The organism is Geodermatophilus sp. SYSU D00710 (assembly GCF_054050195.1).
In genome coordinates this window covers 26,313-39,335 of sequence record NZ_JBJGYX010000043.1, presented here as the reverse complement: position 1 = coordinate 39,335, position 13,023 = coordinate 26,313, and the positions used below count along the sequence as shown (strand labels likewise).

The window sequence follows — 13,023 nt, the reverse complement described above, 5'->3', positions numbered from 1 at the left end:
CCTCTACGGGTCTCTTGTGTATGCGGCTGCAGACCACCCGTTAGAACGCTATCCCATGCCGGGTACGGCGGGCCCGGCGCCGGTGATGGGGCACCTGCGCCGCGGCGACCGGGCTGCCGTCGGCGTGCAGGAGCAGCGGCGCGTCGTCGTCGGCCCGGAGCCCGAGGGCGGCCCGGCGCCGGCGCAGCCGGTCCAGCTCGGCCGACGGCGGCACCGCCCCCAGGGTCAGCGAGGCCAGCTCGTCAGGACCGAGGCCGGCGTCCACCAGGGGGCGGGCCACCCGGTCCTGACCGGCCACGACGGCCTTCTGCAGGAAGTACCGCCGCAGCTCGACCAGGTCGGCCTCGGCCTCGCCCGGGAAGGTGCGCACGAAGTCGGCGTGCGCGGCGACCCCGCGGTTGATCTCGTCCGAGGCGTGGTGGTCGTCGAGCACCACGTCCGCACGGGTCACCCCCTCCACCGCGGACACCGCGTCGTAGGCGTCGGCGACCATGAGGAAGGAGAAGTTCGGCGCGCAGAAGAACGTCGGCAGGCGCAGCCGGACGTCCGCCACCCGACCGCCGTGGCCGTCGCCGGAGACGGTGCACGACGAGACGAAGCCCAGCTCCGTGATCGGCTCGTCGAGCTCCGGGTCGAGCACCGTCCCCAGCGCCGTCCAGACGGCGTCCCGCAGGGTCACGCCTGGCCCGTTCCCGCCAGGTCCTCGACCAGCTGCTCGCCGGGCTGCTGCTGGGGGATGGCCGGCGACTCGGGCAGCCGGCACTCGGGCGGCACCTCGATGCCGTAGAGCTCGGCGGCGTTGAGGCCGAGGATCTTCTTCTTGGTGGCGGTGGTGAGCCGCGGGTAGTCGGTGAACGCCTCGTCGTCGGGCATCTGCCAGTCGACGAAGCCCTCGACCTGCCACTTGGGCGTCCAGATGTTGTAGTCGCTGCCGAAGGTCAGCCGGTCCTCGCCCACCCAGAACAGCAACTCGCCCATCACCTTGGCGAAGAACTTCGGGCGGGCGTGCATGAGGCCGCCGATGACGACCGACAGCCCCGCGTAGACGTTGGGCTCCTGCACGGCCATGTAGACGAAGTCGTCGATGCGCGGGATGCCGGAGTGCTCGACGATGAAGTTCAGGTCCCGGAAGTCGGTGGCGGCCTGGTCGACGTCCTCGATGGCGAAGGCGTCCTTGTTCAGCGGCCAGATCGTGGGGCCCTTGTGCGGGTGGATGTTCTTGATGCCCAGCTCCTGGCACTTCTCCAGGAACCGGTAGGCCATCGGGTCGGTCAGCCGCCAGCCGCGCGAGCCGTCCTCGTGCCACTCGGCGGTGTAGACCTTCACGCCCTTGAGGTTCCAGCGCTCGGCGTCCTCCTCGAGCTGGCGCAGCCCCGCCTCGCCGTCGCGGGGGTCGAACCGGCCGTTGACGATGACCTTGTCCGCGTGCCGCTCCAGCAGCCGGGCGTTCTGCTCGGCGGTGTTGAAGCCGTCCTTGTACCAGTACTTCAGGTAGGTCGACTGGAAGACGGCCTTGTCGACGTGCCCCTCCTCGAACACGTCCCGGACCAGGTCGTCCTCGGAGACCTTGAGGTAGTGCTCGTAGTCCCAGTGGGTCTCCTCCGGGGCGAGCTTGTGGTAGCCGTAGAAGCAGTCGATCCAGCCCTTGGCGAGGTCCTCACGGCCCTCGACCCAGTTCTCCCGGCTGGCGTCCCAGAAGTGCATGTGGGCGTCGACGACGAAGTACTTCTCGCCATCCTTCTCGTACATGGCCTTCCACCTCTCGCGTCGGTCGGGGGCTGTCAGGGGGGATCAGGGGACGAGGACGGCGCGGCCGCGCACCTGGCCCGCGTCGAGGTCGTGCAGGGCGTCGACCGCCCGGTCCAGCGGGTACTTCTGGGTGTGCAGCGTGACCTGCCCGGACTGGGCCAGGACCATCAGCTCGGCGAGGTCGTCGTAGGTGCCGACGATGTTGCCGACGACGTTGCGCTCGGTGGCGATGACGTCCAGCGTCGGGATGCGCAGCTCCCCGCCGTACCCGACGACGTAGTAGGAACCGTCCGGCGCGGTCATCGCCCAGCCGTCCATCTCCGCGCCCTGCTCGGCGACGAAGTCGAAGACGACCTTGGCGCCGTCGCCGCCGGTGAGCTCCCTGACCGCGTCGACGTGCGAGCCGTCGGCCCGGACGATCTCGTGCGCGCCGATCTGCTCGGCCAGCGCGAGCGCGTCCCAGCTGCGGTCCACGACGACGATCCGTGCCGCGGTCAGCGCGGCGATGCACTGGATGGCGATGTGCCCGAGGCCGCCGGCGCCCTGGACGACCGCGGTGGTGCCGGGCCGCAGCAGCGGCTCGGCCTTGCGGACGGCGTGGTAGGCGGTGATCCCGGCGTCGGCCAGCGCGGCGACGTCCGACGGTTCGGTGCCGGGGTCGAGCTTCACGCAGGCGCGGGCCGTCGTCCGCAGGTACTCGGCCATCCCGCCGTCGTCGTTCGACAGCCCGGGGAAGAAGGCGTCGGTGCACTGCATGTCCTTGCCGGCCCGGCAGGCGCGGCACAGCCCGCAACTCGGCTGCGGGTGCAGGATCACCGGGTCGCCGACCGCGACGTTGGTGACCCCGTCGCCCACCTCGTGCACCCAGCCGGCGTTCTCGTGCCCGATCACGTAGGGCAGGTCGGGGTGCTGCACGTCGGCCCACTGGCCCTCGAGGATGTGCAGGTCGGTGCGGCACACCCCGGCCCCGCCGATCCGCACGACCACGTCGAGCGGGCCCTGCAGCTTCGGCTCGGCGACGTCGTCGATCGAGGGGTCCTCGTGGTACCGGTGGACGCGGACGGCTCGCATGTCGGGTGCCTCCTGTCGCACGGACGCGGGGCCGGTTCCGGGTCGGCCCGGGAGGCCGACGTTAGGGACGGGCGGGGAGGGGCCGTGTCTCGTTCTGAGACCTGCCCGCAGGCCCGGCGGGCGACGTCCCGCCCCGCTGAGCAGGGCAGACCCGCCGGCCGGTCCGCCCCACGGGGACGGGCCGGCCGGCGGCGGACGCCCAGGACGCGCCCGAGTCAGCCCATCGACGGGCCCAGCCCCAGCGACTGGGGGGTGCTGGCGTCGGGGGAGGGCTGGGGGATGCCCTCGTCGAGCGGGCCGAACTCGGTCATCAGGGCCTTGTTCCAGGGCGTCTGCTCCTCGGCCACCAGGGAGTCGGTGGTCAGGACGAGGCCGGCCACCGAGGCGCCGTTCTGCAGCGCGGAGCGCACCACCCGCAGCGGGTCGATGATGCCCAGCTCGACCATGTCGCCGTAGCGGCCCTCGAGGGCGTCGAACCCCTCGTCGACCGCCATCGTCGTCACGTGCTTGACGACCTCCTCGGCGTCGTGGCCGGCGTTGGCCGCGATGAGGTGCACCGGCTCGGTCAGGACGCTGCGCACGATCTCCACGCCGACCCGGTAGTCGCCGGTCACCTCCAGGGCGTCCAGCGCCGGCTCGGCGTGCAGCAGCGCGGCCCCGCCGCCGGCCAGGATGCCCTCCGCCATCGCCGCCCGGGTGGCCTGCAGCGAGTCGTCCACCCGGCTGCGGACCTCCTTGGCCTCGGCGTTGGTGGGTGCGCCGACCCGGATGACCGCGGCCTTGCCCGACAGGCGGGCGATGCGCTCGGAGAGGAAGTCCTCGTCGGTGCCGATGGTGGCCCGGTCCAACTCGGCGTGCAGCTGCACCAGCCGCCGCTCCCGGGCCGAGGCCTCGCCCCGCCCGCCGATGATCGTGGTGTGGTCGCCGGTGACCCGTACCTGGTCGGCCCGGCCCAGGTGGGCGGTCGTCATCTGCTCGAGCGCGAAGGACGACGCCCGCGAGTGCACCTGCCCGCCGGTGAGCGCGGCGATGTCCTCCAGCAGGTGGATGCGCTTCTCCCCGAAGCCGGGGGCCTGGATGGCCACGCACCGGAACAGGCCGTTGACGTGGTTGTGCACCAGCATCTGCAGCGCGGTGCCCTCCACGGCCTCGGCGATGATCGCCAGCGGCCGGGGCTGGCGCATGATGCTGTCGAGGACCGGCATGAGCTGCTTGACGTCGGTGATCTTGTGCGCGGTCAGCAGGACGTAGCAGTCCTCCAGGACCGCCTCGAGCCGGCCGACGTCGGTCACCATGTACGGCGAGACGTAGCCGTTGTCGAACTCGAAGTCCTCGACGAAGTCGACATCGATCCCGAGCACCGGCGAGTCCTCGACGGTCACCACGCCGCCCTCGCCGACCGCGTGCAGCGCCCGGGCCACGGCGTCGCCGATCGCCTCGTCGTCGTTGGCCGAGATCGCGGCGACCCGGCGGAAGTCGTCGAGGGTCTGCATCGGGTGCGCCACCCCGGCCAGGTGCTCGACCAGCCGGCCGACCGCGGTGTCGATGCCGCGCTTGACCAGCACCGGGTTGCCGCCGTCGGCGATGGCCGCCATGCCCTTCCGCACGATGGCCTCGGCCAGCACGATCGCCGTCGTCGTCCCGTCGCCGACGGTGTCGTTGGTCTTGATCGCCGCCTCTTTGACCAGCTGCGCGCCCATGTTCTGGAACGGGTCGCGCAGGTGGATCTCGCGGGCGATGGTCACCCCGTCGTTGGTGACGTCGGGCGAGCCGGTGATCTTCTCCAGGATCACGTAGCGGCCCTTGGGGCCGAGCGTGGTCCTGACGGCTGCCGCGAGTTGCTCGACGCCGGTCTGCAGCAGCTGCCGGGCGTCGGCGCCGAAGCGCAGTTCCTTGGCCATGGGTCCTCCTGGGCGCGGGTGGGGAGGGTGGGGTGCGGGGAAGGAGCCGCCGGCCGGGCACGACAGCACCCGGCCGGCGGCGGGAGGGGGATCAGCGGGCGACCGTCGGCAGGTCGAAGCCGAGGTACTCGGCGGCGTCCTCCGGGTTGGCGAACATGATCGTCCGGTCGTCCTCGTGGACCATCCGCCCGTAGTGGGTGGACATGCTCTCCTCGAGCGTGGCGGAGTCGAAGTAGCCCGACTCCTGGCCCAGGGCCTCGGACAGCTCGTCGTAGTCGAAGTCCATCCGGTTGACCGCGTCGAGGCGGATCATCGACGGCAGGTAGGTCGCCGTCACCCCGGGCTTGTCCTTCATGACGTCGGCGATCACCTCGCCGACCTGGTCGTTCATCAGCGTGATGCCGCACAGGTTCGACGACGTGGCGTTCCGGGCGCCGAACGTGCTCTGCGTCGCGGTCACTGGGCCAGCTCCCTCGGGGTCTTCAGGCCGAGGTCGCTGAGGATCCCGGCGAAGCGGTTCTTGGCGCGGTCGAGCGAGTCCTCGAAGCGGGGCGGCCGCGCGTCGGGCTGCGACCACAGCGGCTGCATGGTGCGGGCCGCGGCCAGGCAGCGGGGCACCCAGTGCGACAGCCAGCCCTGCATGAGCGCCCGGTTGTGGTCGGCGAACTCGCGGTCCTGCACAAGCGGGCCGAAGCAGGCCCGGGTCCAGGCCAGGTCGCGCTGGGCGTAGTCGTACTCGCCGGCCCCGACCACGGTCGGGGTCACGAAGTCGCCGTTGCCCGGGGCGGCCTGCATGACCAGCCCGCTGCGGAACAGCTCGCCGATCAGCGGCTCGAAGACGACGTTGGTCGCGAAGATCGCCTCGCCCCAGTCGTCCTGGATCGCCGGTAGCGCCTCGGTCACCTCGCGGGCGCCCTGCCACGCCTCGTCGTCCTTCCACGCCGACAGGTGGGCGGCCCCGTCGAAGCCGGGGACCTCCTCGGTGAGCGTCAGGTTGTACAGCGCGAGGTCCTGCGCGAAGCGGATCTTGTGGGCGCTGTTCACCGCCATCGCGGTGTTGTGCATGTTGGTCGGGCCGGAGCGCTCGTTGGCGGCGAACACGTAGAGGCCGAGGACGTGCTCGACGTGCATCCACGCGCCCACGCTGCGCTCGACGAAGTGCACCCAGTTGGTGCTCCACTGCTCGAAGGCCTTGGCGTTGCGCGCGTTCTCGACGTTCTGGTTGACCTGCCGGACGACGTTGGCGTTGTACCGGTAGATCGTCTGTTCCCACTCCTCGTTGGGATCGCGGAACTCGTGCCAGCCGTGGGCGGGCCACTGCAGGTCCTTGCCGCCGCCCCCGGTGCCCACGCCGCGCACCGGCTCGGGGTCGTCCACGCCCCAGGCCTTGAGCTTGGTCCAGGTCAGCGGGTAGCCGGTCTGGCCGTCGGCGAAGCCGTAGATCCAGCCCTGCATGAGGTAGTGCCGCGGGTCGGGCTGCACCTCGACGGTGACGTCCTCGTAGATGGTCTGCTTGCGCTTCGCCGGCGTGTAGTAGTTGTAGCGGCGGGCGGAGGGACCGGAGTCGGGGAACTCCCTGGCGCCGGCCTCGGCGTCGGTGAAGTTCACCCGCGGCACGCTGCGCGGTGGACGTTCGGGCGTGGCGGCGGGCCGTTCCTGGGTTGCGGTCATGGGGTCAGTCCTCGCCTTCCGGTTCACCGGTGGTGGTGAACTTGTCGTAGAAGATGTGGTCCTCGCTGCGCCCGAGGCGGGTGAGCGTGCCGATCGCCGCCTCGACCATCGGAGGCGGTCCGCAGACATAGGCGTCCACGCCGCCGAGGGCGGACTCGCGCCGGGCCACGACGTCGGTGATCAGGCCCGTCTCGCCGCCCCAGTCGTCGTCCGGGTCCGGTTCGGACAGGGCCGGGACGTAGGTCAGGCCGGGCAGTTGCTCCTGCAGGCGGTGCAACTCCTCCCCGAAGCACAGGTCGCGCCGGCCCCGTGCCCCGTAGTAGAAGGTGACCTTCCGCTCGACACCGCGTTCAGCCATCGAGCGGAGCAGGGCCAGCAGCGGCGCGATGCCGGCCCCGCCCCCGACGAAGAGCAGGTCCGCCGGGCTGCTCTCGCGGAGCCGGAAGGCGCCGAACGGGCCCTCGACCTCCAGCCGGTCCCCGGGGCGCATCCCCGGCAGCAGGGAGGAGAACAGCCCCCCGGGGTAGACCCGGATGACGAACTCGAACAGGCCCTCCCGGCTCGGGGTGTTGGCCATCGAGAACGAGCGGGTGGCGTCGTGGCCGGGGACCCGGAAGTCCATGTACTGACCCGGGAAGAACTTGATCTCCTCGGGCTCGACCAGCCGGACCACCAGGTGCCGCATGTCGTGGGTGACCGGCTCGTTGGACACCACCTCGACCGTGCCCTGCCGCAGCGGCAGGCCCGAGCAGATGACCTCCTCGTCGTAGTTCAGCAGCTCGATGACGAGGTCCTCGTAGGCGTGCGCCCGGCAGAGCAGGGTCTGCCCCTCCTCTCTCTCGAAGTCCGGGAGCGCGAAGGTGGAGTAGCTGTCCAGCTCGACGTCCTCCCCCTCGAGCAGGAAGGACTTGCAGGAGGCGCACTGCCCCTCCTTGCAGCCGTGCATGAGCTGGACGCCCTGCTCGGCCGCGGCGCGGAGGATCGTCTGCTCGGAGTCGACCTCGATCTCGATGCCGACCGGTTCGAACCGGACGTGGTGCTTCTCGCCCACGGGCCCCGCCTCTCAGGTGCTGGCCGCTCGGGTGCTGGCCGCTCGGGTGCCGGCCGCTCGGGTGCCGGAGTGCCTCCGGGGGGCCGGCCCGGTTCCGGGTCGGCGCGCTGCCCCCTCCCCGGACCGGCCGGACACGCGGGGTCCCGGGCACGCCGGCCTCCGGCCGGGTGCCGCCGTACCGGGGAGGGAGCGGTGGCGGGGGAGGGCCGGGCGGGCCCGACCCTCCCCCTCGCCTGACCCGCGCTCAGGCGTCTGCGGGGGCGGGACGACCGGCCGGGCCCTGCTTCCGGTAGTCCGCGATGAACGCCGTCCGCTGCTCGTCGGTCATCTCGTTGAACAGGACGTTCGGGCTCTGCAGCGCCGGCAGCCGCTTCAGGTGCTCGGTCGTCCACATCCGCTTCGGGTCGAGGTCGAGGTGCGGCTGGGCGGTCATCGTCTTCCTGTCGTCGCGCACGTAGCCGAGGTCCTCGACGACCTTGTCCCACGTCCAGCCGTGGTAGAGCGTCTCCCACTCGCGGTGCCCGACCAGGCGGCCCATGTTCGGCGTCTCGCGTCCCTCGTACACGGGGCGGAAGGCGACGACGTCGGTCCACTTGCAGGTCTCGCTGCAGTAGGTGCGGTGCATGCCGTCGATCTCCGCGGTCTGGATGTCCTCGCGGATCAGGCAGGGCACCATGCACGTCCAGCAGCGGGCCGGGTACACGTAGTCGACGTCCTCACCGACGATCGGCTTGTGGCCGTTCGGGACGGCCAGCCGGCTGTAGTTCTCCCACCACTTGCCGTACTTGTCGTACCAGCCCGGGTACTTGTGCTCGAACCACTCGAAGTCCTCGTCGGTCATCGGGTCGATGCGCCAGTAGTTGGCCAGCCACCCGGTGGCGAAGAACTGCGCGACCTCGTGCACGTAGCCCTTGTCCCAGATGCGGTCCCAGGCCTGCTCGACGAGGTCGTGCGGCACGGTGAGGCCGTACTTCTCCAGCGGGACGAGGTAGCTGCGGTAGTAGTCGTCGTAGATCCAGCGACGCCACATCTCGGCGTAGGACTCGCGGTCCTTGCGGCGGTCCTTGGTGCCGTACTCGATGAAGGTGCCGATGGCCGCGTCGACCACACAGTGGTTGTTCCACCACGCGTAGCGCAGGTCGCGCTCGAGCAGTTGGCGGTTGCTCTCGTCCGACAGTGCCATGAGCAGCGTCGCGTACCCGTTGGAGATGTGCCGCGACTCGTCGGACTGCACCGAGTGGAAGACGGTCGGCAGCAGGTAGTCGCCGTTGGCCGCCGCCTCGGCGGGCATCGCCACGAACAGCGTGTTCGTGAACGCGGTCTCGGCGACGATGGTCAGGTAGATGCTCGCCGCGGTGATGGCGTCACCGGTGATGAACCCCTCGGCGAACTGCCGGCCGATGGTGCCCGCGTAGTCGTTGTGGAAGTTGCGCAGGCTGTTGTTGAAGCCGGCCGGGTCGATGTAGTTGTTCATGTACAGGCGCTTGAGGTTCTGCTGGATCGTCGAGTGCCGGACCTCGTCGATCATCTGGATCGCCTGGCCGTTGTGCAGCTCCGGGTTCGGCACCGCCTGGAACAGCATCGGCATCGAGCGGGCCGCGGAGATCTCCGGCAGCGGGATGATCGAGAGGAACAGCTTCTGCCACTCCAGCCAGCGCGGCTGCACCTGGCGGAACATGTTCCCGCGTATCGCGCCGTCCTCGGCGCCGTAGACGCGGTTGTCCTTCTCCTCCTCCATGGGGAAGTAGGACCGCAGGATCTGCTTGAGCGGGTCCTTCTTCTGCGCCTTGTGGAAGGTGTAGTCGGTCCCGTACTTCATGTACGGCTCGTGGTAGGCCGGCTCCCAGGCCAGCTCCTGGATCTTCTGGTGGGCCTTCGCCAGGCTCTGCCGACTCACGTCGTCTCCTCACGGTCGTCGGGTCGTCGGGTCGGACTCGGTTCGGCGCCCACTCCGCCGACGGGCGTCGGTGGAGGAGGCGGACGCGATCCCGGAGCCGGACGGGCGCGGGCGTTCCACTCCGGTGCGCACGGACGGCGCCGTCTGTCCGGGGCGCCGCACGTCCGCAGTGGCATCCCATTCCCGGCCCCGCATGCCCGTGGTCTCAATATGAGACGCACGTCACCGTGCCGACACCCCGACGGTGGGCCCCTAGAGTGCGGCCGCGGGCGTCCAACGGGGTGGGTCCCGGGGTCGCTCCTCCGAGTGGGCGGAGGTGGGCAGGTGACGGTGTCACCGCAGTTCGCACCGGATCGGGCGTCGGCCGACCCCGCGCTGCGGCAGGCCGCGGGTGGGTACCTGGTGCGGGCGCGGGAGCTCTTCCTGGCCGACGGGCCAGTGCCCCCGGGCGTCGTCCGGACCCCCATCCTCGCGTCCTGGACCCGCTCGCGGCTGTGGGAGGTGCGGCCCGACCGGCTCGAGCTCGGCCTCGAGCGCGACACCGGGCCCGACACACCGCTGCGGCGGGCCGCCGAGCCGGTCCTGCGCGACATCGCCGACCTGTTCGCCACCGAGCCGGTCAGCGTCATCCTGTGCGACGCCGACGGGTTCGTACTCAGCCGGCGGACCGGCGACTCCGGCCTCGAGCAGTACCTCGACCGGGTGTGGCTGGCACCGGGGTACAGCTACGGCGAGCGGGTGGTGGGGACCAACGGCATCGGCACCGCCCTCGAGGCGCGGGGGTCGGCACAGGTCTTCGGTCACGAGCACTACGCGGAGGGGCTGGAGGTCCTGGCCTGCGCCGGGACGCTGGTCCGCGACCCGGTGTCCGGGCGGGTGCTCGGCGTCCTCGACCTCACCTGCTGGGACCGGGACGCCGGCCCGCTGCTGATCGCCACCGCGGCGACGCTCGCCCGGCGCATCGAGAAGGTCCTGCTCGACCAGTCCGGCCGGCACGAGGTCGCGGTGCTCTCCGACTACCTGACCGCCTGCCGGCGCAACCGCGGGCCGGTCCTCGCCATCGGTGCGGACCTGCTGATGATGAACGACCGCGCCCGCCGGCAGCTCGACCCCGCCGATCAGGCGCCGCTGCTGGCAGAGGCGCGGGAGGCGCTCGCGGCGGGCCGGCGCCACCCGCTCCTGGTGGACCTCCCCAGCGGGCGCACCGCGAAGCTCCACTGCCGGCCCACGCCCGGCGCCTCCGGCGCGGTCAGCGGCGTGGTCGACGTCCAGTTGGTCGGTCCCGCGGAGACCGTCCCGGCCCGGTCGCGCCCGCGGGCACCCGTCGTCCTGCCCGCTGCGGTCGGGTCGAGCGCGGCCTGGCGCCGGTGCTGCGAGGCGGTCGACCGGCACCTGCAGGCGCGGGAGTGGCTGGTGCTGGAGGGTGAGGCGGGCAGCGGGCGCGAGACCTTGGCCCGCGCGGCCCACCAGGCCCGCACGCCCGCCGGCCGGCTGCGCGTCCTCGCCGCCGGGGACCCCGGCCGCGACTGGGCGGCCGAGGTGGCCGAGGAGCTCGAGGGGGGCGTGGGGACGCTCGTCCTCAGCGACGTCGACCGGCTGACCGGCGAGGCGCTCGCCGACCTCGTCGACGTGCTCCACCCACTGCGGGAGTCGACGGCGGCGAGCCGGCCGTGGGTGGTCGCGACCGTCGCGCCGCCGGCGAGCAACCCGGGGCCGGAGCTCGCCGAGCTGCTCGCCTGCTTCCCGCGCACGCTCGAGGTGCCCCCCCTGCGGCGGCACGTCGAGGACGTCACCGACCTCGTGCCCCACCTGCTCGGCCGGCTCAGCCGGGGCACCACCGTGCGGTGCTCGCCCGAGGTGATGCGGGTGTTCCGGCACAACCGCTGGCCCGGCAACGTCGACCAGCTGTTCGCCGTCCTCCGGCAGGTCGTGTCCCGGCGGCGGGCGGGGGTGGTCGAGCCGGCCGACCTGCCCGCGGAGTGCTGGGTGACCGGCAAGCGGGTGCTCACGCCGCTGGAGTCGCTGGAGTGCGACGCCATCGTGCAGGCGCTGCTGGACGCCGGGGGCAACAAGAAGGAGGCCGCCCGCCGGCTGTCGATGTCCCGCGCCACGATCTACCGCAAGATCCGGGACTACGGGATCGTGCTGCCCGGCACGGTGAAGCGGGCAGGTGAGGGCTGATGTCCGACGTCGCCGTCCCCGTCCTCCTGCTGGGCCTGCTCACCCTGCTCGGGACGGCCGTGTTCGTCCTCGTCGCCCCCCTCACGCCGCGGGACGAGGTGCCGGCCTGCTGCCGGCCCCGGGTCGACTCCTTCGCCGCGCACACCCGGGGCACGCTGATGGCGGCCGGCACGGCGACCGGCGTCGGTGCCGTGCTGCTCCTGCTCGACCTGGCCTAGCCGTACCCGGCCCCTCCGGGGTGGTGCGGCCCCTGCTCGCCACTGCGCCGGCCCGCACGCTGGCGCGGCGGGTCGACCCGGTGACCGTGCGGACGGCCGTGCGGAAGCGGCTGGAGCCCCACCGCACCGCGGCGGGGGCCACCGGCTGGTCGACCTCGTGCGGCTGCTGGTGGCGCGGCCACGCTGACCGCCCCGGGTGGGACCACCGCCGGGCACCGGGCTGGGCGTCAGCAGGGCGGCGCCGCGGTCGACGGCGCCCAGGACCCGGGCCTCCGGTGGTGCGCGTGAGGGGAGGGCTCGGCGGACGACGGGGACCCCCGCTCGGCGATGATGCGCCGGTGGGGACCACCGAGCCGTTCGCGCACCGGTCCGGGTCCGTGCTGCGGTGAGGGTCCTCGACGCGGACGACGTCGCCGCCCTCGGCCCGGCGGCCGCGGTGCGGGCGGTCACGGAGGCGCTGCGGGGCGGGCTCGACCCCGCTGCCGACCCGGCCCGCCTCCCGGTCGGCCTGGCGCGGGGGCAGTTCCTGCTGATGCCGTCGGAGGCGGCCGGCGCAGCCGGGGTGAAGGTGGCGACCGTCGCCCCGGGCAACCCGGCCCGTGGGCTGCCCCGCGTCCAGGCCGCCTACCTGCTGTTCGACGCGGAGACCCTCGCGCTGCGCGCGGTTCTCGACGGCACGGCGCTCACCACGCTGCGCACCCCCGCGGTCTCCGTCGCCGCCGCCCTCCCGCGGCTGCCCGACCGCCCCCTCCGGGTCGCGGTGGTCGGCGCCGGCCCGCAGGCCACCGGCCACGTCGCCACGCTGGCCGCCGTCCGCCCCCTGGACGCCGTCACGTACCTGGTCCGCGACCCGTCCCGGACCCCGCTCGACGCGGTCGCGCTCGGGACGCCACGGGCCGAGCAGCAGCTGCGCTCGGCCGACGTGGTCGTCTGCGCGACCTCGGCCCGGTCCCCGCTGTTCGACTCCGCCCTGCTGCGCGACGACGCCGCGGTGGTCGCCGTCGGCTCGCACGAGCCCGACGCCCGCGAGCTCGACGCCGCGCTGCTCGGCCGCGCCACCGTCGTCGTCGAGGACGTCGCGACGGCGCTGCGCGAGGCCGGGGACGTCGTGCTCGCGATCGCCGAGGGCGCGCTGACCCCGGCCGACCTGGTGCCCCTGCGCGACGTCGTCACCGGTGCGGTCGCCGTTCCCGCCGACCGGCCGCTGGTGGTCAAGACCGTGGGGATGTCCTGGCAGGACCTCGTCGTCGCGACGGCGGTGGCCGGACGCCACGGAGCCTGAGC

Annotated in this window: 11 protein-coding genes; 3 read left to right on the top strand and 8 right to left on the bottom strand. The window is 72.5% G+C overall.

The window, feature by feature from the left end; genetic code table 11:
- Positions 1 to 40: 40 nt before the first annotated feature.
- The 8 genes from ACI78U_RS17840 to ACI78U_RS17805 form a co-directional block, all read right to left on the bottom strand.
- Complete coding sequence (locus ACI78U_RS17840) at positions 41 to 679, bottom strand: iron-sulfur cluster assembly protein (RefSeq protein ID WP_456876728.1); 639 nt, start codon at positions 677 to 679, stop codon at positions 41 to 43.
- Positions 676 to 1,749 (bottom strand): amidohydrolase family protein, encoded by a 1,074-nt coding sequence (locus tag ACI78U_RS17835; RefSeq protein WP_456876727.1) that lies wholly within the window; start codon positions 1,747 to 1,749, stop codon positions 676 to 678. The genes ACI78U_RS17840 and ACI78U_RS17835 overlap by 4 nt, the downstream gene beginning before the upstream one ends.
- A 42-nt stretch (positions 1,750 to 1,791) precedes the next feature.
- Positions 1,792 to 2,820: an NAD(P)-dependent alcohol dehydrogenase gene (locus ACI78U_RS17830; protein WP_456876726.1), complete on the bottom strand. Its 1,029-nt coding sequence runs from the start codon at positions 2,818 to 2,820 to the stop codon at positions 1,792 to 1,794.
- A gap of 215 nt (positions 2,821 to 3,035) precedes the next feature.
- The gene (gene groL / locus ACI78U_RS17825) at positions 3,036 to 4,721 is read right to left on the bottom strand and encodes a chaperonin GroEL (protein WP_456876725.1); all 1,686 of its coding nucleotides are present in this window, start codon (positions 4,719 to 4,721) and stop codon (positions 3,036 to 3,038) included.
- Between the two features lie 91 nt (positions 4,722 to 4,812).
- The gene (mimD, locus tag ACI78U_RS17820; protein WP_456876724.1) at positions 4,813 to 5,181 is read right to left on the bottom strand and encodes a propane 2-monooxygenase effector subunit MimD; all 369 of its coding nucleotides are present in this window, start codon (positions 5,179 to 5,181) and stop codon (positions 4,813 to 4,815) included.
- Complete coding sequence (locus ACI78U_RS17815) at positions 5,178 to 6,392, bottom strand: hypothetical protein (protein ID WP_456876723.1); 1,215 nt, start codon at positions 6,390 to 6,392, stop codon at positions 5,178 to 5,180. The genes mimD and ACI78U_RS17815 overlap by 4 nt, the downstream gene beginning before the upstream one ends.
- Before the next feature lie 4 nt (positions 6,393 to 6,396).
- Positions 6,397 to 7,443: an FAD-binding oxidoreductase gene (locus tag ACI78U_RS17810; RefSeq protein WP_456876722.1), complete on the bottom strand. Its 1,047-nt coding sequence runs from the start codon at positions 7,441 to 7,443 to the stop codon at positions 6,397 to 6,399.
- Positions 7,444 to 7,687: 244 nt separating this feature from the next.
- Positions 7,688 to 9,340 carry a hypothetical protein gene (locus ACI78U_RS17805; RefSeq protein WP_456876721.1) on the bottom strand — a complete coding sequence of 551 codons (1,653 nt, stop codon included), beginning with the start codon at positions 9,338 to 9,340 and terminating at the stop codon, positions 7,688 to 7,690.
- 324 nt (positions 9,341 to 9,664) lie between these two features.
- Between ACI78U_RS17805 and ACI78U_RS17800 the strand changes: the two genes are divergently transcribed.
- From ACI78U_RS17800 to ACI78U_RS17790, 3 genes are all read left to right on the top strand, one after another.
- Positions 9,665 to 11,521, top strand: a complete 1,857-nt coding sequence (locus tag ACI78U_RS17800; protein ID WP_456876720.1) for a sigma-54-dependent Fis family transcriptional regulator — start codon at positions 9,665 to 9,667, stop codon at positions 11,519 to 11,521.
- Positions 11,521 to 11,739 (top strand): hypothetical protein, encoded by a 219-nt coding sequence (locus ACI78U_RS17795; RefSeq protein WP_456876719.1) that lies wholly within the window; start codon positions 11,521 to 11,523, stop codon positions 11,737 to 11,739. Before ACI78U_RS17800 ends, ACI78U_RS17795 begins: the two co-directional genes overlap by 1 nt.
- Before the next feature lie 385 nt (positions 11,740 to 12,124).
- Positions 12,125 to 13,021 (top strand): ornithine cyclodeaminase family protein, encoded by an 897-nt coding sequence (locus tag ACI78U_RS17790; protein ID WP_456876718.1) that lies wholly within the window; start codon positions 12,125 to 12,127, stop codon positions 13,019 to 13,021.
- Positions 13,022 to 13,023 lie beyond the last annotated feature (2 nt).